This window comes from Micromonospora purpureochromogenes (assembly GCF_900091515.1).
Lineage (GTDB): Bacteria > Actinomycetota > Actinomycetes > Mycobacteriales > Micromonosporaceae > Micromonospora > Micromonospora purpureochromogenes.
This window is the reverse complement of record NZ_LT607410.1, coordinates 1635606-1656009: the sequence shown is the minus strand read 5'-3', so window position 1 is coordinate 1656009 and position 20404 is coordinate 1635606. Positions and strand designations below refer to the sequence as shown.

Sequence of the window (20404 nt, the reverse complement as noted above, 5' to 3'; positions counted from 1 at the left end):
CGGCCGCCCGGCCGCGCCGCCGGTCGCGGGACGGAGAACCCTGACGTACGGTGGAAATGCCGCGAAACTCCGAGACCGGCTGTCGGGACAGGGCCATGACGAACGCAGATCCGCCCCCGCCGCGTACGGTTGTGCCCATCGAATCTTCCGTTCTCATCGCCGAGGCCTTCGAGCAGGCACAGGTGACCGAGCTGCGACACTCGGTCACCTCCTGCGCGCACGCCGCGGGGCTGACCGGCCAGCGGCTGGACGACTTCGTCCTCGCCGTCAACGAGCTGATCACCAACGCGGTCCGGCACGGCGGCGGCCAGGGCTGGTTGCGGCTGTGGTGGCGAGCCGACGAGCTGGTCTGCGAGGTCTCCGACCACGGCGCGGGAATCAGCGCGCAGCGGCTCGGCGACCACAGCCGCCCGGCGCCGGACACCGCCGGCGGGTGGGGGCTCTGGCTGGCCCGGGAGCTGAGCGACGCCATGGAGGTCGAGACCAGCTCGGCCGGCACCACGGTACGGATCAGCGCCCTGACCCAGGCGCTGCGCCGCGCGGGCGGCCCGGCCGGCGACTGACCCGGCCCGAGTCAGCCGAAGAGCGCGCTGACCGACTCGCCGTTGTGGATCCGCCGCATCGCCTCGGCCAACGCCGGCGCCACCGAGAGGATCTCCAGCTTCGGCACCCGCTTCTGAGCCGGGATCGGGACCGTGTTGGTGCAGACGATCTCCAGCACGCCGTCCTCCCCGCTGAGCCGCTCCAACGCGCCGCTGGAGAAGAGCCCGTGCGTGCAGGCGAGCCGGATCGAGCGCACCTTCCGCTCGCGCAGGTGCGCCATCAGCTCGATCACCGTGCTGCCCTTGGCGATCTCGTCGTCGAGGACGATGACGTCCCGGTCGGCCACGTCGCCGATCACCGTACTGATCTTCACCCGGTCGTCGCTGAACCGCTGCTTCGCCCCGGCCGCCACCGGCGTGCCGAGCATCCGGGCGAAGGCGGCGGCCTCCTTGGCGTTGCCCAGGTCCGGCGAGACCACCACGGTGTCGGTCAGGTCGTAGCGCCGGAAGTGGGCGGCCAGCTCGCGCAGCGCGTGCAGGTGGTCGACGGGGACGCCGAAGAAGCCGTGCACCTGCGGCGAGTGCAGGGTCATCGCCAGCACCCGGTGCGCCCCGGCCGAGGTGAGCAGGTCGGCGACGAGCCGCCCGCCGATCGAGATCCGCGGGGCGTCCTTCTTGTCCGACCGGGCGTACGCGTAGTGCGGCAGCACCACGGTGATCCGGCCGGCGGACGCGCCCCGGGCCGCGTCGATCATGAGCAGCAGCTCGACCAGGTGCTCCTGGACCGGCGGCACCAACGGCTGGATCAGGAAGACGTCGCGCTCCCGGCAGTTCGCCTGCAACTGCACCTCCAGGCAGTCGTTGGCGAACCGGGAGACCCGCACGGGGTGCAACGGGACGTCGAGGTGGGCACAGATCTCGGCGGCGAGTTCGGGATGGGCAGTTCCGCTGAACACGGCGATGTCACGCACGGTCCAGATCGTACGGATGCCGCCGGCCGGACGACGCGAGCTGCGGCAGTGGCGCAAGGCGGTGGCGCGCACCCTCGACTGGGTCGAGTGACTACGCCCAGCGGTTGCCGGTGAGCCTCTCGTAGACGTCGACGTAGCGGGCCCGGGTCGCCTCGACCACCTCGGCCGGCACCTCGGGGGCCGGGCCCTGCTTGTCCCAGCCGCTGTCGGTCGCCCAGTCCCGGACGTACTGCTTGTCGTAGGAGAACTGCACGCGGCCCGGCTGGTACGACTCGGCGGGCCAGAACCGGGACGAGTCGGAGGTCAGCAGCTCGTCGCCGAGCATCAGGGTGCCGTCCGGCGTCCAGCCCAGTTCGAGCTTGGTGTCGGCGACCAGGATGCCCCGGTCGGCGGCCAGCTCGGCGCCGCGGCGGTAGACGTCGATGGTGATCTGGCGCAGCCGCTCGGCGGTCTCCGCGCCGACCTTGTCCACCACCTCGGCGAAGGTGATCGGCTCGTCGTGCTCGCCCACCGGCGCCTTGGTCGACGGGGTGAAGATCGGCTCGGGCAGGATCGACGCCTCGACCAGGCCGCGCGGCAGCGCCACGCCGGAGACGGCGCCGGTGCGCTCGTACTCCTTCAGGCCGCCGCCGGTCAGGTAGCCGCGGGCGACGCACTCCACCGGGACCATCTCCAGCCGCCGGCAGCGGATCGCCCGGCCGGCGAACTCGGCGGGCACGTCGGTGGTCGAGATGACGTGGTTCGGCACCAGGTCGGCGAGCTGCTCGAACCACCAGACGGAGAGGGCGGTGAGCAGTCGACCCTTGTCCGGGATCGGCGTCGGCAGGACCACGTCGTAGATCGAGATGCGGTCGGAGGCGACCAGGATCAGGTCGTCGCCGTCGGCGTAGACGTCCCTGACCTTGCCCGAGTGCAGAAGTTCCACGCGCCCTAGTACATCAGACGACGTCGGGACGCCCGGTGCGGCCACCGGCCGTACCGACGCCGGCGTACCCGGGTCGGCTCGGCAGGTATCGATGCCGGTCAGCGCCCGCGGGACCGTCCCCGCCGCCGCCGGCCGTCCGGCGTTGACACCCGGGCTCACCGCCTGCGTGAATGGTCCGGCCCGCACCGCCGCGCACCAGGAGCCCCCCGTGCCCGCTGCCCGCCCTCCGCGCCCCCGGCCCGGCGCCGACCCGGACCGGCGGCGACTGCTCGGCGCGCTGCTGGCGGTGCCGGCGCTCGCCACCGGCGGCCTCACCGGGTGCAGCGACGGCCCGACCGCCCCGGTCGACGAGAACGGGCCGATCGAGTTGTCGGTCTTCTGGTGGGGCAACACCCGCCGGGCGCAGGCCACCGAGCGCGCGCTGCGGCTGTACTCCTCGCGCAACCCCCGGGTCACCTTCCGGGTCACCTGGCAGGCCGTCAGCGGCTACTACGACCGGCTCGCCACCCAGGCCGGCGGCGGCAACGTGCCGGACCTGTTCCAGGTCGACGACACCGTGCTGACCGAGTACGCGCAGCGCGGCATCGCCCTGGACCTCAGCCCGTACGCCGCGGACGGCCGGCTCGACCTCGGCGGCCTGCCGCCGGGGCTGGCCGACTACGGCCGGGTGGACGGGCGGCTGCACGGCGTCCCCGCCGCGCAGACGCACGCCGCCGTGGTCTACAACAAGGACCTGCTGCGCCGGCTCGGGGTGCCCGCCCCGACGATCATGCCGTGGGCCGACTACCTGGCCTGGGCCGCGCGGGTCACCCAGGCCAGCGGCGGGCGGGTGGCCGGCACCATGGACCCGTCCGGCGACCACCGGGCGCTCTGGCTCTGGCTGCGCGGGCAGGGCGGCAAGTTCTACCAGGGGCGGCAACTCGGCTTCGGCTCGGCGGCCCTGGTCGACTGGTTCGAACTCTGGCAGCGGGCCCGCAACGACCGGGCCACCCCGGCCGCCGCGCTGGTGGACCGGGCCGACGGCGGCGAACCGGCACGACAGCTCGTGGTGACCGGCCACACCGCCGCCTCGTTCGCCTGGTCGCACCAACTGCCCGAACTCCAGCGGCACACCGACGACGAGCTGGGGCTGGCCGCCTTCCCCGGGCCGCCGGCCGCCCAGTGGGACCGGGCCTCGATGTACTGGGCCGGCTTCCACGGCACCCGGCACCCCGGCGTGGTGGCCGACGTCGTCAGCTTCCTCACCACCAACGTCGAGGTCGGCCGGATCCTCGGCACCGACCGCGGGCTGCCCGCCGACCTGGCCGTGCGGCAGGCCGTCACCCAGGCGTCCGACGATCCGGTGGTCAAGCGCGTCGCCACCCTCGGCACCGCCCTGAACGACCTGGTCGGACCCGCCCCGGCCCCACCGCCCCGGGGGCACGCCCGGGTGCGCGCGCTGCTCACGGCGGCGGCCCAGGACGTCCGGTCGGGCCGGGCGGGAACGCGGGCCACGACGTCGAAGTTCATGGCGCAGGCACAGGGGGCGCTGGCCGAGTGACCCCGGCCGGCGCCTGCCGGCCGGGGCCAACCGGATCAGCTCGGCGGACGGTTGCGGCGGTTGCGCATCAGCCGCAACACCAGGAACACGATCAACCCCACCACGACGAGGCAGCACAGCAGGCCCAGGATACCGCCACCGCCCCGGGACCTGCGCCGTGCCGCCTCCACCACCAGCTCGCCCTGGCCTGTGGACGCCCAGGCCGCGACCGGTACGAAGACCGAGAGCACGACCGCACCGAGGACCGCGCTCAGCCGGCCCCACCACCTGTTCCAAGATGACATGACCCCATCCTGACCGAGGCGGGCAAGCGGGGCACGCCGGACGGACGGGAAACCCCCGGCGGGCGGAAACGGCGAAGGCCCCGGAGCTGGGCTCCGGGGCCTTCGAACGAGTAGCGGGGACAGGATTTGAACCTGCGACCTCTGGGTTATGAGCCCAGCGAGCTACCGAGCTGCTCCACCCCGCGTCGGCTCCATAAGCTTAGCGCATCCCCGGGACCGAGATCAGCCGGGTCCCGGATCGGCCACCCGGGACCCGCTCGGGCGCCGGCCACCGGGGCCGCTCGGGCAGGGAGAAAGCGAACGGCCCGAGGATCAGATCCCTCGGGCCGTTCGTCGTGGTAGCGGGGACAGGATTTGAACCTGCGACCTCTGGGTTATGAGCCCAGCGAGCTACCGAGCTGCTCCACCCCGCGTCGACTCGTTAACCGTAGCGTACGGGGCCCCGGACCCGCAAAACGGGTCCGGGCGCAGTCAGCCCAACCAGTTGCGGATCGCCAGCACCGCCCGCCGGCTGTCCGCGTCGACCTGCGGCTTCGGGCTGGAGCCGCCCTCCCAGCCCTGCTCCCAGAGCACCGTCACCACGGTCCCGACCCGGATCGCCCGGATCAGCCGTACGTCCTCGCCACCTTCACCGGCCGGGTCGCCGTTCAGGTCGACGGACGGACTGCGCATCTCGAACAGCACCGACTCGTCGCCGTAGCCGCTGCTGGGCAGCAGCTTCTGCCGGGAGGTCACGTTGCCGACCGGCTGCTCGGGGCAGTCACGCACCGCGTCGCGCAGTTCGTCGAGCGCGGCGGCGGCCCTACCGTCGCGGTAGATGGTGATGCTGTGCCGGTAGAGACCGTCCGGGATGTTCCCCTCCGGGGTGCCGGCCAGCTTGAACGGCACCGTCCGGACGCGCTGCCGCACCGTCCCCGACGCGCCCGGCTTCGCCCCGCAGAGCGCGGGCAGCACCTGACCCTCGCCGAACCGGGACCCCGCCCCGGTGTCGTTCGCCGCCGCCAGCGCGAAGAAGGCCGAGTCGGGGATCGAGGTCGGCGTCCGGACGGGCGGCGGGACGCCGACCCGCGTCGGTGACGTCGACGGCGGTTGCCGCGAGGCCGACCCGCTCGGGCCGGGCGAGATCGCCGACGGGGTGGGCGTCTCCGACGGCACAGGCGAGGGCGGGGCCGGGGTGTCGGCGGGCGGCCCGATCTGGGTGTCCGGGCCGGCGGCGAGGACGAACTGGGCGCCGACGGCCGTCCCGCCGACCAGCGCCGCCGCGGTCAGCACCCCCAGCGCCGCCCGGGTCCGCGCCCGGCGGTCGGCGTACCGGCGCACCAGGTCGGGCGCCGCCAGGCCGCGTGGGTCGGTGTCCTCGGCGAGCGAGCGGTAGAAACCGGTCAGTTCACGCGACATCGTTGACCTCCAGCTCCTCGGACGCGACCCCGGGCAGCAGCTCGGCCAGCCTCGTCCTGCCCCGGGACAGCCAGGACTTCACGGTGCCGGTGGGCACCCGCGTCTCGCGGGCGATCTCCTCCACCGGCATGTCGAACAGGTAGTGCAGGGCCAGTGCCTGCCGTTGGTTCGGCGGCAACTGCCGCAGGGCGGCGACCAGCAGGACGGTGTCCTCGCCCGGTGGCCGGACGTCCTCCGGTGGGCCGCTGCGGCTGACCGCCGTGCGCCAGCCGCGCAGCCGGCGGAACCGGTCGGTGGCCAGGCGGCTGACCACCAGCCGCAGCCACGCCTCCGGCGCCGGGTGGGTGGCCAGGTTGCCCCACTGCCGCCAGGCCCGGGCGTACGCCTCCTGCACGAGGTCCTGCGCCTCGCCGTGGTCACCCGCCACCGCGTGGCCGTACCGCAGCGTCCGCCCGGAGGTGCTCCGGTAGAACTCGTCGAAGCTCTGCGCGTCCCTCATGCTCACACCACGTCTCCCCGTTTCCCCCACCTGCTGACAAGACGGTGGACGGGGCCGATCGGTTGCGGGCAACGGGTCGGAAAAGCGACAAGCCCGCGACCGGAGGACCGGCAGGTCCTCGGGTCGCGGGCTGGTCGGATCGCCCGCGCTGCGGCTCAGCCGCTCGGCGTCGGTGCCGGCGCGGACGGGCTGCCGCTCGGCGTCGGGGCCGGCCCGGCGGCCTGCTGCGCCTGCTGGAACGCGGTCATCGCCTCGTCCAGCGCCTTGAGCGCCCGGCCGTACCGCTCGAAGTCGCCGGACGTCTGCGCGGCCTTGACCTCGACGATCGCCGTCTCCACCCGCTCCGCGGCGGCGGCCAGCTCACCGGTCAGCGGCGGCGGGTTGGCGCCGCCCGGGGGCGGCGGCGGGGTGCCGCCGGGCGGCGGCGTCGTGCCCTGCCCGGCCCGTTTGCCCTGGTCGACGAGCTGCTTGATGCCGTCGGTGAGGTTGTCGGCCAGCACCACGTAGGAACCGCCGTCGCCGTACGAGAGCAGCACCTTCTGCAGCAGCGGGTACGCGTCCTGCTGGTTGCTCTTCACGTAGACCGGCTCGACGTAGAGCATCCCGTCGGCGAACGGCAGCGACAGCAGGTTGCCGTACTGCACCTGCGCCTGGTTGGAGGAGAGCAGGTTGAGCTGCTGCCGGATGTTGGCGTTGTTGGTCATCTGCTGGTGCACCTGCACCGGCCCGGAGACCCGGGTCTGGTCCGGCAGCTCCCACACCTCCAGCTTCGGCTGACCGTCGATGTACGACCCGGAGATCAGCGCGGCCAGGTTCTGCCGCCCGTTCGGGGTGACCGCCGCGGTGATCTGGAAACGCGGCCCCTGCTGCCCGGGGAACTGGGTGAACAGGTAGTACGGCGGCTGCTTCTGCCCGCTGTCCGGCGCGTCCGGCACGTTCGGCACCTGCCAGAAGTCCTGACCGGAGTAGAAGTCGCCGGGGTCGGTCACGTGGAACTTGGTGAGCAGGTTCCGCTGCACCTTGAACATGTCGGCCGGGTAGCGGAAGTGCTCGGCCAGCTCCGCCGGGATGGCGGTCTTCGGCAGCACCAGGTCGCCGCCGAACGCCTTGTTCCAGGCCTTGAGCACCGGGTCGGTCTCGTCGAACTCGTAGAGCCGCACCGTGCCGTCGTACGCGTCGACGGTGGCCTTGACCGAGTTGCGCATGTAGTTGACGTTCTCCCGGGCCAGCTGGAACGTGCCCCGGTTGGTCAGCTCGTCGGCGGTCTCGGTCTGCAGGTTGACCCGCTCGGCGTACGGGTAGGTCGCCGCGGTGGTGTAGCCGTCGACGATCCACTGGATCCGGCCGCCCACCACCGCCGGGTACGGGTCACCGTCGAGGGTGAGGAAGGGCGCGACCTTCTCCACCCGGTCCCGCGGGTTGCGCACGTACAGCAGCCGCGAGTTGTCGTTGACCGCCTCGGAGAGCAGGAAGTTCGACTCCTGCTCCTTGATGGAGTAGAGCAGCCGGCGGGTGAACGAGCCGATCTCGACGCCGCCCTCACCGGTGTAGGTGTAGTACTGCTCGCCGCCGGTGGTCGGGGTGGGCCGGTCGAACTCGGCGTTGCGGGTCTTGTCGGACTGCCCGACGATCGCGTAGTCGTCCTCCTTCATCCGCTCGCCGTAGTAGATCCGCGGCTGGGTGGCCGGGATCTGCTCGGCCTGCGAGGAGCACGCCTCCTGCGCCTTCTCGCCGAGGAAGCCGGAGACGAAGTACGGCTGGCCGCCGCAGACCACCTGGTTGGCCGGGGCCGCGACGAGGCCGTACCCGTGGGTGAAGACGGTGTGCCGGTTGATCCAGTTGTTCTGGGTCAGCTCGCCGTAGTTGATCTCGCGGACGCCGACCACGTAGTCGGAGGTCTTGTTCGCCACCGAGTACCGGTCGATGTCGAGCTTCGGCCCGAAGTCGTAGAAGCCGCGGACCTGCTGGAGTTGCGTGTAGGTCTCGGAGACCAGCTGCGGGTCGAGGAGCCGGACGTTGGGCACCACCGAGGTGTCGGTGGCCAGGCTCGCCGGCGGGGTGAGGTTGTTCGCCGCGTACCCGCTCGTCTTGGTGTCGCCCAATCCGAACGCGGCCCGGGTGGCCCCGATGCTGCGTTCGATGTACGGCGCCTCCTTGTCCCGGGCGCTCGGCTTGACCTCGAAGGTCTGCACCGCCCACGGGTAGATGCCGCCGATCGCGACGGCGGAGACGCCGAGCAGGGCCAGCGCGATGCCGGGCCAGACCAGGTTCCGCATCACCGCGTTGGAGAAGACGATGATGGCGATCGCCACCACGACCGAGATGTACGCCAGGATCTCCTTGGCCGGCAGCAGCGCGTTGACGTCGGCGTAGCCGGCGCCGTAGAGCTTGGCGCCCTCGTTGTACTCCAGCAGCATCGCCCGCCGGTCCAGCACGTACGCGATGGCCTTGAGCAGCACGAAGACGGCGACCAGCGTGCTGAGGTGGGCCCGCGCGGCGTTGGTCATCCGGTCGCCGACGCCCTGCAGCCGCACCCCACCGAAGATGTAGTGCACGGCCAGCGCGCCGAGCAGCGCCAGCACCACCGCGGTGAAGCCGACGCCCAGCAGGTACCGCCAGAAGGGCAGCTGGAAGACGTAGAAGCCGACGTCGACGCCGAACTCCGGGTCCTTGACGCCGAAGTCGCCGCCGTTGCGGAAGAGCAGCCACTGGTTCCACCGGCTCTGCGCGGAGAGGCCGGCGAAGAGCCCGAGCACGGCCGCGGTCAGGCTGATCCAGGTGCCGATCCGGGGCGTGAGCAGCATCCGGTAGCGCTCCAGGGTGGCCTGCTCCAGCGAGTGCGGCCGCAGCGCCGGTCGCAGCCGGTACGCCAGCCAGAGGTTGCCGGCCACGAAGAGCGCCAACCCCACCCCGATGGTGAGGAAGAGCAGCAGCCGGGTGACCAGCACCCCGGTGAAGACCTGGGTGTAGCGGACCTCTTCGAACCAGAGCCAGTCCGTCCAGGCCTGGACACCCCAGCCGAGCAGGGTGAAGAGCACGAACACCCCGACCAGGACCCCGATGGTGACGCGTCCGCGCCGACTCATCCTCGGCAGGGGGCTGCTACGCATGACCACTGTTGGCTCCGCACGCTCGATGTGATCGGCTCCGGACAGGCACCCAGAGTACGGGGTGTTCCTGAACGTGTCGGCCCAAGGTCACGGCGAGCTTTCGCGACGCCCGGGCTCAGCAGTGGATCGGCTGCCCGCCCGACCGCAACGTCTCCAGCGCCGTCAATGCCTCGTCCAGCGAGCCGACCTTGATCAGGGGCAGGCCGGGCTGCGGATTGCGGACCGCCTCGGCGCAGTTGTCCGCCGGCACCAGGAAGACCTTCGCGCCGGCCTTCTTCGCCCCGACGAGTTTCTGCGCGATCCCGCCGATCGGACCGACCCGGCCCTCGTCGTCGATGGTGCCGGTGCCGGCGATGATCTTCCCGCCGGTCAGGTCGGCCGGTTCGAGCTTGTCCACGATGCCGAGGGCGAACATCAGCCCGGCGCTCGGCCCGCCGATGTTGGCCAGGTCGATCTTCAGCGAGAACGGGTGCGGCTGCCGCTGCTCCGGCACCAGCCCGACGCGCGGCCGCCCGTCCTGCTCCCGGCTGGTCACCGTGGCCGTGCCGGCCACGCCGTCGCGGGTGTAGCCGATCCGCAGCGCGGTGCCGGCCGGCTTCGCCCGGACCAGCTCCACCAGCTTGGTCGCCGTGGTCACCTTGACCCCGTCGACCGTGGTGATCACGTCGCCGGCCTTGAGCACGCCCGCCGACGGGCCGTCGGAGGCGACCTCCTTGGCCACCACCTGCACCGGGTAGCCGAGTTCCACCAGCGCGGCGGTCTCGGCGCTGGTCTGCGAGTTCTGGAAGTCCTCGGCGTTGCGCTTCTCCACCTCCTCCTGGCTCTCGTTCGGCGGGTAGACCAGCTCGCGCGGCACCACCGCCTCGTCCGCGGAGAGCCAGCCGGCGATCGCCGCGCGCAGCTTGACCGTGGGCTGCACCCCCACCGTGGTCATCCGCAGCTGGCCGGCGGAGTTGGACGTGGACCGGCCGGTGACCTGGATGACCTCCTTGCCGTCGGAGGCGCCGAGGGTGTTCACGGTCGGCCCCGGGCCGAGCACCACGTACGGGATGGGCGCGCCGAGCACGCCGATGCTGAGCAGAGTGGTGAGCAGAGCACCGAGGAGGACGGTCACGCCGCGACGTCTCATGCGGCAGAGCGTACCGATTCCGGCGGTGCCGCCCCGGCGGCCGAGGCCGACTTCGCCCTCAGCGCAACGACAGCGAGGGCGACCTGGGGCGCGGCGCGCGTACCGTAGACGTCGTGCCTGATATTCCGTTCGGTTTCGCGCTCCCGGGTGGGCAACCACCAGACCCCAACGATCCCGCGCAGATGCAGCAGTTCATGTCGCAGTTGCAGCACCTGCTCTCCGCGTCGGGCAGCGGGCCGGTCAACTGGGACCTGGCCCGGCAGGTGGCCGCCAGCCAGCTCGCCGCCGCGGGCGACCCGGCGGTGTCGCCGTACGAGCGGCACGCGGTGGAGGAGGCGCTGCGCATCGCCGACCTCTGGCTGGAGCCGGCCTCCGCGCTGCCGTCCGGCATCCGCACCTCCGTGGCGTGGAACCGCAACGAGTGGATCTACAAGACCCTCGACGTCTGGCGCAAGCTCTGCGACCCGGTGGCCAGCCGGATGGTCGGCGCGATGGGCGACCTGGTGCCGCCGGAGGCGCGGGCCCAGCTCGGCCCGATGCAGTCGATGGTGGCGACCCTGGGCGGGGCGCTCTTCGGCGGGCAGCTCGGCCAGGCGCTCGGCTCGCTCGCCGCCGAGGTGCTCTCGGCCGGCGACATCGGCCTGCCGCTGGGCCCGGCCGGCACCGCCGCGCTCATCCCGGCCAACATCCGGGCGTACGGCGAGGGCCTGGAACTGCCCGAGGACGAGGTACGCCTCTACGTCGCCCTGCGCGAGGCCGCCCACCAGCGGCTCTTCGAGCACGTCCCGTGGCTGCGCGGGCACGTGCTGACCGCGGTGGAGAACTACGCCTCCGGCATCCGGGTCAACCGGGAGGCGATCGAGGAGGCGATGGGCCGGGTCGACCCGACCGACCCGGAGTCGATGCAGGCCATCGCCCTGGAGGGCATCTTCACGCCGGAGGACACCCCGGCGCAGAAGGCGTCCCTGGCCCGCCTGGAGACGGTGCTCGCGCTGGTCGAGGGCTGGGTCTGCCACGTGGTCGACAACGCCGCCGGCGAGCGCCTGCCCAACGTGGTCCGCCTCGGCGAGGCGTTCCGCCGGCGCCGGGCCGCCGGCGGTCCGGCCGAGCAGACCTTCGCCGCGCTGGTCGGACTGGAGCTGCGGCCGCGCCGGCTGCGCGAGGCGTCGGCGCTCTGGGCCGCGCTCACCACGCACCGGGGCATCTCCGGCCGGGACGCGGTCTGGGGCCACCCCGACCTGCTCCCCTCCGACGACGACTTCGCCGACCCGGTGGCCTTCGCGACCGCCCAGCTCGACCTCGACGACGAGCTGGCGAACTTCGACTTCACCGCGCCGGGCGGCCCGGAGGAGCAGGCGCCGGGCGGCGGCACCCCGCCCCGCTCCGACGACTCCGGGGACGACACCGACAAGTCCTGATCCGCACCGCACCGGCCGGGCCGCGCACCACGCGCGCCCGGCCGGCGGCGTCCGCACGCCCCTCCGGTGGGTCGCCCATCGGCAGGCCGTGGGCGGTCAGCCTCGGCGGGCGGGGCCGGAGAGGAGTGCCCGGGTGGCCTCCCAGCCCTCGACCGCCGGGTTCAGCGCGGCCAGGTCGGCCGGGCCGCGCAGCCGCCGCCAGGCGGGAGTGACCGCCACGTCGCCCGGGGCCGGCGCCGCGCGGCGCACGTCCGCCGGCACCGCCGCGTCGAGGTCCAGCGCGGGCAACCAGCCGGGTACGGGCAGCCGGGTCGCCACCCCGAGCAGGCCGGGCCCCTCCCCCTCGACCGGGGCGACCGCCACGGGCCGGCTGGTGAGCGGACGGAGCAGCTTGCCCAGGGTCAGGCCGGGCAGGTCCGGGGCGTCAGCGGCCACCACGGCCGCCTGGTCGTACCCGGTCAGCGCGGCCAGTACGGCGTTCACCGTCGGCTCGGCCACCTCGTGCACGGCGGTACCCGGCCAGATCACGGCGTCGGCGAGCCAGCGGTCCGCCGGGGTGACCGCCACCGCGGTCTCCACCTCGCTGAGCGTGGCGAGCATGTCGACGGTGTCCTCAGCCAGCGCGGTACGCCAGTCCACCGGATCGATTCCCGGCGGCGCCCAGGTCACCGGGCCGAGCAACGCCACCACCACACGTCGGGTCACCCTCCGACCCTAACGTCCGGGTGATCGACTCCGGGTCGCCGAGATGGCGGTGTCCGAGGCGGACGGCGGCCGTCCCGTCGGCCACCTGGAGTCGATCATCGCGCGGCGGCGGGAGCGGTGCGGGCGGAGCGGTGCGGGGTCAGCCGGCAACGGGTACGGCGGAGGCGGCGGCGACGCCTTCCAGGTAGCCGCGGGCCCGCTCGGTCTTCGGGTACCGGGCGACGAGCTCCCAGAACCGGGCGTTGTGGCTGGGCACGATCAGGTGCGCCAGCTCGTGCAGCAGCACGTAGTCGAGCACCCAGTCCGGCATGTCCTGCAGGCGGTGCGAGATCCGGATGGTCCGGTCGGCCGGGGTGCAGGAACCCCACCGGCCGTTCTGGTTGGTGACCCAGCGGACGCTGGCGGGCAGGGCGTCGCTGCCCTGGTCGGGGAGGTAGAGGTTGATCAGGCGCAGCGCCCGGTCGAGCAGTTCGGTGTCGGAGCGGGCGAGCCGGCCCTCACGGGCGGCGAGCCGGGCGAGCATCCGGTCGACCCACTCGCTCTCCTCGGCCCGGGAGAACTGGTCGGGGATCAGCACCACGACCCGCTCCCCGTCGCGGTAGGCGGACACCGTGCGTCGCCGGCGCTGACTGCGCCGTACCTCGACGACCGGCTTCCGCGCCCCAGCCATCAGTGGGCCGCGCAGCCGTGCATTCCTGCCACGAGGGAAAGCTAATGCGTACTGACCAGGGGTCCGCAAGAGTCAACACCGCGACACGCGCCCGGAAAATGGTGGTTGATCGCGAGGAGTCCCGAAAAAAACTGTGGATGACCATGTCGGGCCGCCCCGATCACCCTTCGTGGTGGCCGGGGAGGCACTCGACGCTCGCGTCCCACCCACCGTAGGTGATCACCGTCCGCAGCGCCGCTCGGGCCCCGTACGGGCGTGTTTGCGGGTCTCCAACCGGCGTGTCCCCGGCAAACTCACTAATCCGGCCCATTCCGGCATGCACACTCTCGACGTCGACTTCCTCACAGTGTCGATGCACAGCTGACATGGATTCGCCCAGATCTGGGTAGGGTCCGCCAACCAGCGGTCACGAAGGTGTCCGCGGAGAAAGACCCAGCGCCTGGGCCCCGCATGGCCCGCCGCCGGGAGACCCGCCGGGCCGGCTCGCCCGGCGGACGAGACGAGGAGGCTACCGTGGCCGACCAGGCCCAGACCTACAACGGTTACTGCGTCAAGTGCAAGGAGAAGCGGGACTTCGAGGGGCGCGTCGAGGTTTCGAAGACCGGGATGAACATGGCCAAGGGCAAGTGTCCGGTGTGCGGCACAACAGTGAACCGCATCCTGGGCAAGGCCAAGGTCTGACCCGTACGCGTTCCGGGGGAGGGGCGGCCGGCGGCCGCCCCTCCCCCGCGCCGTTCCCTGGGGGACGACGCTGTCGGGAGGGCGACAGAGTTACCCGCCGGTTGTGGATATCCCGCCGCTTCCTGTGGACAGCGCTGGACAGGGCGCCGCACACCTGTGGACAACGATCGACGGACAGCGCCGGCTCGGTCACGATCCGTCGTCATGAGCCCGTCGACCCGCCCGACCCGCCCGGCCCACCCGACCCTCTCCCGCCCGCCCCTGCCCCGCCCGACGCTGCTGCCCGGCCTGACCCGGCTCTGGCGCGACCGGCACACCCTGCAACTCGGGCTCGACCCGGGGCGCGCCGTCCTGCTCGAGGTCGCCGACCCGCGCGCCGCGCGCCTGCTCGACCTGCTCGACGGCAGCCGCAGCGAGCGCGGCGTCCTGGCCGACGCCGCGGCCGCCCGGATCGGCCCGGACGAGGCCCGCGAACTGCTGGACGCGCTGCGCGCCGCCGGTCTGGTCGTACCCGCGCACACGCTGCTCCCCCGGGACCTGGCCGGTCCGGCGCGCAGCCGCCTCGCCGCGGAGGCCGGGGCGCTCGCGCTGGCCGCGCCCACCCTGCCCGGCACCCCGGCGCAGGTGCTGCGCCGGCGGCGGGCCGCCCGGGTGGTGGTCGCCGGCGCCGGCCGGCTCGGCGGCCCGGTCGCCGTCGCGTTGGCACAGGCCGGAGTGGGTCACGTGGCACCCGAGCTCACCGGCACGGCCGGCCCCGCTGACCTGGTCGGCACCGGGCTGGCCGCGCCCGACGTGGGACGCCCGCTGGCCGCCGCGCTCCGCTCGGCGATCGGCCGGACCGCCCCCGGCACGCAGACCCGCCCGTTGCGCCGCGGCCGGGTGGAGCTGGTGGTCCACCTCGGCGCCGACCGGCCGGCCGCCCTGCTCGCCGCCGGATACGCCCAGCGCCGCCAACCGCACCTGCTGCTCGGCCTGCGCGAGGGCGTACCCGTGGTCGGGCCGCTGGTGCGACCGCCGGTCGGCCCCTGCCTGCACTGCCTGGACCTGCACCGGGCCGACCGGGACCCGGGCTGGCCCGGGCTCGCCGCCCAGCTCGCGGCGGACCCGGCCGACCAGGCGTGCGCCGCCGCGACCCTGCTCGCCGCCGTCGGGTACGCGGCCGCCGAGGCGCTGGCCCACCTCGACGGCGGCGCTCCGGAAACGCTCGGCTGTGCCGTGGAGATCGGCGCGGCGGGCCGGTTCCGGCGCCGGATGTGGCCGCCGCACCCCTCCTGCGGATGCGCCGGCCGCCGGCGCTGACCGGCCGCCCGCAGCAGCGGGGGACGGCCGGCGGCGAGGTCGGGCGGCGCGTCGCCTCGGGCGGCGGGGCGGGTGGGGCCGGAGGGGGCGCGGAGGAGGGAAGCCGGGCCGAGCCCGGCTTCTCCAGCAGCAGCGAGCCCACCGAGTCGGTAACAATGACCAAGTGACCGACATCCCGCGCCGGGCCGTGTCCCGGACCGCCAAGCTCGCCGCTCTGCCGCTCGGCTTCGCCGGGCGGACCGTCCTCGGCATGGGTAAGCGCGTCACCGGGCTCGCCTCCGACGTCATCTCCGCCGAGATCCAGCAACGCACCGCCGAGCAGCTCTTCAGCGTCCTCGGGCAGCTCAAGGGCGGGGCGATGAAGTTCGGTCAGGCGCTGTCGGTCTTCGAGGCGGCGCTGCCGGAGGAGATCGCCGCCCCCTACCGGCAGGCGTTGACCAAGCTCCAGGAGGCGGCCCCGCCGCTGCCCGTGGCGAGCGTGCACAAGGTGCTCGCCGAGCAGCTCGGGCCGAACTGGCGGGACCGGTTCGTCGAGTTCAACGACACTCCGGCCGCCGCGGCGAGCATCGGGCAGGTGCACAAGGCGATCTGGCGGGACCCGGAGACCGGCGAGGCGCGGACCGCCGCCGTCAAGATCCAGTATCCGGGTGCCGGTGACGCCCTGCTCGCCGACCTCAAGCAGCTCTCCCGGTTGGGCGGGATGTTCCGGGCCATCCAGCCGGGTCTGGACGTCAAGCCGCTGCTGGTCGAGCTGCGGGAGCGGGTCACCGAGGAGCTGGACTACGAGCTGGAGGCCGAGTCGCAGCGGGCCTTCGCCGCCGCGTACGCCGACGACCCGGAGATCTTCATCCCGGCCGTGCTCTCCAGCTCGCCCCGGGTGCTGGTCACCGAGTGGATCGAGGGGACGCCGCTGGCGGACATCATCCGCGAGGGCACCGAGGAGCAGCGGGACGAGGCGGGCCGGCTGATGGCGACGCTGCACCTCTCCGCCCCACCCCGGGCCGGCCTGCTGCACGCCGATCCGCACCCCGGCAACTTCCGGCTGCTGCCCGACGGCCGGCTCGGCGTGATCGACTTCGGCGCGGTGGCCCGGATGCCGGAGGGCACCCCGGAGCCGATCGGCCGGATCGCCGGGCTGGCGTTGCGCGGCGACGCGGACGGGGTGGTGGACGGCCTGCGGAAGGAGGGCTTCGTCAGCTCCACCGAGCCGATCGACGCCCAGGCGGTGCTCGACTTCCTGCGGCCGATGCTGGAACCGATCGCCGCCGAGGAATTCCGGTTCACCCGGGCCTGGCTGCGGTCCGAGGCGGCCCGCCTGGCCAGCCCGAAGTCGCCGACCTACCAGCTCGGCCGGCAGCTCAACCTGCCCCCGTCGTACCTGATGATCCACCGCGTGACGCTGGGTTCGATCGGGGTGCTGTGCCAGTTGGAGGCCAAGGCGCCGTACCGGGGGATCCTGGAACGCTGGCTGCCCGGCTTCGCGCCGGTGGCCTGACCGGCAACGACGCGGGGGCGGTGACCGGATTCCGGTCACCGCCCCCGCGCATTGGTAGGGATCTAGAGAGCGCCCAGGTCGCGAGCCGACTGGCTCCGGCTCTTCATCGCGACGGTACGGGCGGAACGGGCTGCCTCAGTGCTCGTGGTGGTACGACCGGCCTGAGGCCGGCGCATTCGGGCACGGGACAACGCTTCGTGGAGTAGTTGCATCTCGGTTCCGTTCGGGTAGTTCAGCAGCATCGGTTTCGGCTTTCTCGCGGCCGGTGTCGGACACCGGCGGGGTTGGAACGGGAAGTTGTCAGGCCGCCAGCCGGACCGCGTTGCGCGACGTGGCCACACCACTGGCCACCAGTCGCGCCTCGGCCTCGACCCGGAGCGCCGCGTCGCGGGCGAGGTCCTCCTTGCGCGGACGGCCACGGGGCCGCTTGCGCGGGACGACCGCGCCACGCTCGAAGATCTCGCCGCCCCAGACGCCCCACGGCTCCGCCCGCTCCACCGCACCGGCCAGGCACTCGACGCGCAGCGGGCAGTCCCCGCAGAGCGACTTGGCCAACTCCAGCTCGGCGGGCTGGTCGGAGAACCACAGGTCAGGGTCGAACTTCCGGCAGGGCAGGTTCGCCTCCATCTCGACGCTCACGTCGAGCGGGGCCAACGCCAGACTCATCGCCCGGTCACCTCTCTCTCACACTTCGATCTCGTGGATCGCATTTCCGACGTACGGCGGGCAAAAAACTGAGGCCGCGGATCCCGGTGAGCGGGTTCCGCGGCCTCGAGGTGAGCCGGTGGTCTGGATTCAGACCGGTCTACCTCGAGGTGGAACGCCGCGGACATCCGTGCGCTTCTTGGCGACACCGATGCCCATGCCCGTGAAGCCACTGGTCCCCTCGACTCCGATCGGCGCGACGGTCAGGGTCAGCTCGGCCTGAGCCTGGACCTGGTGCACCTGCGGAACCGACGGTCGCGTGGCGGCAAGGGCCACCCGGACAGTCGACAGCGGAGCGCAGGCAGCTGGCATCGCCGCCGGACGCTCATAGGTGAAGATCTCCACGGGTGCCACCTCCCTCACGTTCCTCGTGCCGACTTGGTCTCCCACCCCGTGAGCAGCCGGAATGGCGCCGCTCCCGAGGTGTGCCATGAGGCTATTCCTCGCCCGGGGGCGAGGGCAAACGAATTTACGACGAGATCTCGAAACTTTTCTCCGGCGCGATGTCGTCCACCGCCGCACCGTCCACCAGGGCCAGCACCGCCTCGCCGTAGAGGCCCAGCTTGCGGGGCCCGATCCCGGCGATGGCGATCAGCTCCTCGGTCCGCCCGGGACGCCGCTCGGCCAGCGCGGTCAGGGTGGCGTCGGTGAAGACCACGTACGCCGGGACCTTCTGCGCGCCGGCCACCCGGGCCCGCCAGTCCCGCAGCCGCTCGTACAGGTCCTCGTCGATGTCGGACGGGCAGGTCGGGCAGCGGCCCAGCTTGCGGTCCGGGCCGGCGAGCAGGGTCGCGCCGCAGATCCGGCAGGAGACGATCTGGGTGGCGGGACGACGCGCGGCGGTGCGCTTCGGCACGCCGCCGCCGGCCCGCTCGCCGCCGCCGGAGCGGTCCAGCTGCGGCAGGAACCGGGACGGCCGCCGGGCCCGGCCGCCGGGCGAGCGGGCCGAGGCGTACGACAGCCAGAGCCACTGCCGGGCGCGGGTGATGCCCACGTAGAGCAGCCGGCGCTCCTCCTCGACCTGCTCCGGGGTACGGGCGTACGTGGTGGGCAGGGTGCCCTCGGAGAGCCCGACCAGGAAGACCGCGTCCCACTCCAGCCCCTTGGCCGAGTGCAGCGACGCCAGCGTCACCCCGTCGACGGTCGGCACGTGCTGCTGAGTGGCCCGGCGGGCCAGTTCCTCGTTGAAGTCGCTCAGGGTCACCGGCCGCTCCACCGCGGCGGCCTCGCCGATCGGCAGCACCTCCGACGTGGCTGCGTACTCCTCGGCGAGCTGGACCAGCGCGGCCAGCGCCTCCCACCGTTCCCGCGCGGCGCCGCCGGGCGGGGGCGCGTCGGGGGCCCAGCCCACCGCGGCGAGCGCCTCGACCACGGCGGTCGGCAGCGGGGTCTCCCCCGGGATCGAGCGGGTGGCGGCCCGCAGCGCGACCATCGCCTGGCGCACCTCGACCCGCTCGAAGAACCGCTCGGCCCCCTGCACCACGTACGGCACGCCGGCCTCGGTCAGCGCCTTCTCGTACGCCTCGGACTGCGCGTTGGTCCGGAACAGCACGGCGATCTCCTTGGCCGGGGTGCCCCCGTCGACCAGGGCCCGGCAGCGGGCGGCGACGGCGTTCGCCTCGGCCGGCTCGTCGGTGAAGATCCGCAGCTCCGGCTCGGGCCCCGGCGGGCGCTGCCCGTGCAGCTCCAGCCGCAGCCGCGCCTCGGCGCCCCGGGCCTGCGAGATCACCGCGTTGGCCAGCCCGACCACCTGCGGGGTGGAGCGGTAGTCGCGGACCAGCCGGACCACCGTCGCGCCCCGGTGCCGGCGCGGGAAGTCGACCAGGTACGACGAGGTGGCCCCGGTGAACGAGTAGATCGTCTGGCTGGCGTCGCCCACCACGGTCAGGTCGTCCCGGCCGCCGAGCCAGGCGTCCAGCAGCCGCTGCTGCAACGGGTTGACGTCCTGGTACTCGTCGACGACGAAGTGCCGGTACTGGCCGCGCACCTGCTCGGCGACGTCCCGGTGCTCCTCGATCCCCCAGACCGCGGCGCGCAGCATGTCCTCGAAGTCGATCACGCCGTTGGAGCGCTTGAGCCGCTCGTACGCGGCGAAGACCTCGGCCACCTTCGCCGGCTCGTACGGCGTCTCGCGCAGCGCCTTGGCCGCGGCGACCGCGTACTCACCCGGCTCGACCAGCGACGACTTGGCCCACTCGATCTCGCCGGCGAGGTCGCGCGCGGCGGCCCGGTCGGCGCGCAGGCCGACCTTGGCGGCGGCCAGGGTGACCACCCGCACCTTGCTGTCCAGCAGCTCGGGCATGGCGCGCCCCTCCAGCAGCCGGGGCGCGAAGTAGCGCACCTGGCGCAGCGCCGCCGCGTGGAAGGTCCGCGCCTGGACACCGGACACCCCGAGCACGGTGAGACGGGCCCGCATCTCGGCGGCGGCCCGGGCGGTGAAGGTGACCGCCAGCACGTGCCGGGGAGATATCTCGCCGGTGAGCGCGCGATGGGCGATCCGGGAGGTCACCGCGCGGGTCTTGCCGGTGCCCGCGCCGGCCAGGATGCAGACCGGGCCGGCCGGAGCGGTCACGGCCGCGCGCTGCTCCGGGTCGAGCCCGGCGAGCACGAGTTCCGCCGCTGAGTGAACCACCACAGCGAGGAATCATCTCAGCTCCCGCTGATGTTGCAGCGGTTAGCCTGACCTGAACGACAGGCCGGGCGACGCGATCACTTGGAGGACCTGACCATGTTGACGATGTATTCCACCCCGTGGTGCGGCTACTGCCACCGGCTCAAGTCGCAGCTGGACCGGGAGGGCATCGGGTACGAGGTGGTCGACATCGAGCAGGACCCGAAGGCGGCCGACTTCGTGATGAGCGTCAACGGCGGCAACCAGACCGTCCCCACGCTCCGCTTCGCCGACGGCACCGCCCTGACCAACCCCTCCATCACCCAGGTCAAGCAGCACCTGGCCAGCCTCGCCGGCTGACCCCACAGCAGTCCGGAAAAGTGGTCGTTCCCCCCGGAACGGCCGCTTTTTCCGTGTCCGGG

20 protein-coding genes and 2 tRNA genes are annotated in these 20404 nt (G+C 73.1%); 8 read left to right on the top strand and 14 right to left on the bottom strand.

The window, feature by feature from the left end; translation table 11 throughout:
* Window positions 1-95: 95 nt before the first annotated feature.
* Complete coding sequence (locus GA0074696_RS07775; protein WP_088960462.1) at window positions 96-563, top strand: ATP-binding protein; 468 nt, start codon at window positions 96-98, stop codon at window positions 561-563.
* Between the two features lie 11 nt (window positions 564-574).
* Here GA0074696_RS07775 and GA0074696_RS07770 read toward each other — a convergent pair whose 3' ends face one another.
* Together GA0074696_RS07770 and GA0074696_RS07765 are read right to left on the bottom strand one after the other, a co-directional pair.
* Complete coding sequence (locus GA0074696_RS07770) at window positions 575-1513, bottom strand: ribose-phosphate diphosphokinase (RefSeq protein ID WP_088960461.1); 939 nt, start codon at window positions 1511-1513, stop codon at window positions 575-577.
* Window positions 1514-1604: 91 nt separating this feature from the next.
* Window positions 1605-2438 carry a phosphoribosylaminoimidazolesuccinocarboxamide synthase gene (locus GA0074696_RS07765; protein ID WP_088960460.1) on the bottom strand — a complete coding sequence of 278 codons (834 nt, stop codon included), beginning with the start codon at window positions 2436-2438 and terminating at the stop codon, window positions 1605-1607.
* A 208-nt stretch (window positions 2439-2646) separates the two neighbouring features.
* Between GA0074696_RS07765 and GA0074696_RS07760 the strand changes: the two genes are divergently transcribed.
* On the top strand, window positions 2647-3978 hold the full coding sequence (locus tag GA0074696_RS07760) for an ABC transporter substrate-binding protein (protein WP_231925297.1): 1332 nt from the start codon (window positions 2647-2649) through the stop codon (window positions 3976-3978).
* Window positions 3979-4013: 35 nt separating this feature from the next.
* Here GA0074696_RS07760 and GA0074696_RS07755 read toward each other — a convergent pair whose 3' ends face one another.
* From GA0074696_RS07755 to GA0074696_RS07725, 7 genes are all read right to left on the bottom strand, one after another.
* The gene (locus GA0074696_RS07755) at window positions 4014-4262 is read right to left on the bottom strand and encodes a hypothetical protein (RefSeq protein ID WP_088960458.1); all 249 of its coding nucleotides are present in this window, start codon (window positions 4260-4262) and stop codon (window positions 4014-4016) included.
* 111 nt (window positions 4263-4373) lie between these two features.
* A tRNA-Met gene (locus GA0074696_RS07750) sits at window positions 4374-4447 on the bottom strand.
* 151 nt (window positions 4448-4598) lie between these two features.
* A tRNA-Met gene (locus tag GA0074696_RS07745) sits at window positions 4599-4675 on the bottom strand.
* 58 nt (window positions 4676-4733) lie between these two features.
* Entirely contained in the window at window positions 4734-5660 is a 927-nt protein-coding gene (locus GA0074696_RS07740; protein ID WP_088960457.1) for a hypothetical protein, read from the bottom strand.
* Window positions 5650-6159, bottom strand: a complete 510-nt coding sequence (locus GA0074696_RS07735) for a SigE family RNA polymerase sigma factor (protein WP_088960456.1) — start codon at window positions 6157-6159, stop codon at window positions 5650-5652. The genes GA0074696_RS07740 and GA0074696_RS07735 overlap by 11 nt, the downstream gene beginning before the upstream one ends.
* A 155-nt stretch (window positions 6160-6314) precedes the next feature.
* Window positions 6315-9269 carry a UPF0182 family membrane protein gene (locus GA0074696_RS07730; RefSeq protein WP_172894215.1) on the bottom strand — a complete coding sequence of 985 codons (2955 nt, stop codon included), beginning with the start codon at window positions 9267-9269 and terminating at the stop codon, window positions 6315-6317.
* A gap of 115 nt (window positions 9270-9384) precedes the next feature.
* Window positions 9385-10398 carry a YlbL family protein gene (locus tag GA0074696_RS07725; protein ID WP_172894213.1) on the bottom strand — a complete coding sequence of 338 codons (1014 nt, stop codon included), beginning with the start codon at window positions 10396-10398 and terminating at the stop codon, window positions 9385-9387.
* A 182-nt stretch (window positions 10399-10580) separates the two neighbouring features.
* Here GA0074696_RS07725 and GA0074696_RS07720 point away from each other — a divergent pair, with 182 nt between their 5' ends.
* Window positions 10581-11816: a zinc-dependent metalloprotease gene (locus GA0074696_RS07720; RefSeq protein ID WP_172894211.1), complete on the top strand. Its 1236-nt coding sequence runs from the start codon at window positions 10581-10583 to the stop codon at window positions 11814-11816.
* A gap of 96 nt (window positions 11817-11912) precedes the next feature.
* Here the strand turns inward: GA0074696_RS07720 and GA0074696_RS07715 are convergent, their stop codons facing one another.
* Both GA0074696_RS07715 and GA0074696_RS07710 read right to left on the bottom strand, forming a co-directional pair.
* Window positions 11913-12521 (bottom strand): hypothetical protein, encoded by a 609-nt coding sequence (locus tag GA0074696_RS07715; RefSeq protein ID WP_088960452.1) that lies wholly within the window; start codon window positions 12519-12521, stop codon window positions 11913-11915.
* 139 nt (window positions 12522-12660) lie between these two features.
* A complete protein-coding gene (locus GA0074696_RS07710) occupies window positions 12661-13191 on the bottom strand; it encodes a M48 metallopeptidase family protein (RefSeq protein WP_088960451.1) in 531 nt (176 codons plus the stop codon).
* Between the two features lie 513 nt (window positions 13192-13704).
* Here GA0074696_RS07710 and GA0074696_RS31130 point away from each other — a divergent pair.
* The 4 genes from GA0074696_RS31130 to GA0074696_RS07690 all read left to right on the top strand — a co-directional run bounded on the left by GA0074696_RS31130 (window position 13705) and on the right by GA0074696_RS07690 (window position 16666).
* Window positions 13705-13872, top strand: a complete 168-nt coding sequence (locus tag GA0074696_RS31130) for a DUF5679 domain-containing protein (protein ID WP_012014940.1) — start codon at window positions 13705-13707, stop codon at window positions 13870-13872.
* 204 nt (window positions 13873-14076) lie between these two features.
* Window positions 14077-15171, top strand: a complete 1095-nt coding sequence (locus tag GA0074696_RS07700; protein ID WP_088960449.1) for a ThiF family adenylyltransferase — start codon at window positions 14077-14079, stop codon at window positions 15169-15171.
* Window positions 15150-15338 (top strand): hypothetical protein, encoded by a 189-nt coding sequence (locus tag GA0074696_RS07695; RefSeq protein WP_088960448.1) that lies wholly within the window; start codon window positions 15150-15152, stop codon window positions 15336-15338. Before GA0074696_RS07700 ends, GA0074696_RS07695 begins: the two co-directional genes overlap by 22 nt.
* Window positions 15335-16666: an ABC1 kinase family protein gene (locus tag GA0074696_RS07690; protein WP_088960447.1), complete on the top strand. Its 1332-nt coding sequence runs from the start codon at window positions 15335-15337 to the stop codon at window positions 16664-16666. Before GA0074696_RS07695 ends, GA0074696_RS07690 begins: the two co-directional genes overlap by 4 nt.
* Before the next feature lie 300 nt (window positions 16667-16966).
* Here the strand turns inward: GA0074696_RS07690 and GA0074696_RS07680 are convergent, their stop codons facing one another.
* From GA0074696_RS07680 to GA0074696_RS07670, 3 genes are all read right to left on the bottom strand, one after another.
* Window positions 16967-17332 carry a WhiB family transcriptional regulator gene (locus GA0074696_RS07680; protein WP_088960445.1) on the bottom strand — a complete coding sequence of 122 codons (366 nt, stop codon included), beginning with the start codon at window positions 17330-17332 and terminating at the stop codon, window positions 16967-16969.
* A gap of 129 nt (window positions 17333-17461) precedes the next feature.
* Entirely contained in the window at window positions 17462-17716 is a 255-nt protein-coding gene (locus tag GA0074696_RS07675) for a hypothetical protein (protein ID WP_088964418.1), read from the bottom strand.
* 124 nt (window positions 17717-17840) lie between these two features.
* A complete protein-coding gene (locus GA0074696_RS07670) occupies window positions 17841-20006 on the bottom strand; it encodes an ATP-dependent DNA helicase UvrD2 (RefSeq protein ID WP_088960444.1) in 2166 nt (721 codons plus the stop codon).
* Between the two features lie 93 nt (window positions 20007-20099).
* Here GA0074696_RS07670 and GA0074696_RS07665 point away from each other — a divergent pair, with 93 nt between their 5' ends.
* A complete protein-coding gene (locus GA0074696_RS07665; RefSeq protein WP_088960443.1) occupies window positions 20100-20342 on the top strand; it encodes a mycoredoxin in 243 nt (80 codons plus the stop codon).
* The last annotated feature ends 62 nt before the right edge of the window (window positions 20343-20404 follow it).

What these genes read in the sequence shown, in the direction of transcription:
- GA0074696_RS07775 (WP_088960462.1), top strand. Translation starts at nt 96, where the DNA reads ATGACGAACGCAGATCCGCCCCCGCCGCGTACGGTTGTGCCCATCGAA.
- GA0074696_RS07755 (WP_088960458.1), bottom strand. Translation starts at nt 4,262, where the DNA reads ATGTCATCTTGGAACAGGTGGTGGGGCCGGCTGAGCGCGGTCCTCGGT.
- GA0074696_RS07740 (WP_088960457.1), bottom strand. Translation starts at nt 5,660, where the DNA reads ATGTCGCGTGAACTGACCGGTTTCTACCGCTCGCTCGCCGAGGACACC.
- GA0074696_RS07735 (WP_088960456.1), bottom strand. Translation starts at nt 6,159, where the DNA reads ATGAGGGACGCGCAGAGCTTCGACGAGTTCTACCGGAGCACCTCCGGG.
- GA0074696_RS07730 (WP_172894215.1), bottom strand. Translation starts at nt 9,269, where the DNA reads ATGCGTAGCAGCCCCCTGCCGAGGATGAGTCGGCGCGGACGCGTCACC.
- GA0074696_RS07725 (WP_172894213.1), bottom strand. Translation starts at nt 10,398, where the DNA reads ATGAGACGTCGCGGCGTGACCGTCCTCCTCGGTGCTCTGCTCACCACT.
- GA0074696_RS07720 (WP_172894211.1), top strand. Translation starts at nt 10,581, where the DNA reads ATGCAGCAGTTCATGTCGCAGTTGCAGCACCTGCTCTCCGCGTCGGGC.
- GA0074696_RS07710 (WP_088960451.1), bottom strand. Translation starts at nt 13,191, where the DNA reads ATGGCTGGGGCGCGGAAGCCGGTCGTCGAGGTACGGCGCAGTCAGCGC.
- GA0074696_RS07700 (WP_088960449.1), top strand. Translation starts at nt 14,077, where the DNA reads ATGAGCCCGTCGACCCGCCCGACCCGCCCGGCCCACCCGACCCTCTCC.
- GA0074696_RS07695 (WP_088960448.1), top strand. Translation starts at nt 15,150, where the DNA reads ATGCGCCGGCCGCCGGCGCTGACCGGCCGCCCGCAGCAGCGGGGGACG.
- GA0074696_RS07680 (WP_088960445.1), bottom strand. Translation starts at nt 17,332, where the DNA reads ATGAGTCTGGCGTTGGCCCCGCTCGACGTGAGCGTCGAGATGGAGGCG.
- GA0074696_RS07665 (WP_088960443.1), top strand. Translation starts at nt 20,100, where the DNA reads ATGTTGACGATGTATTCCACCCCGTGGTGCGGCTACTGCCACCGGCTC.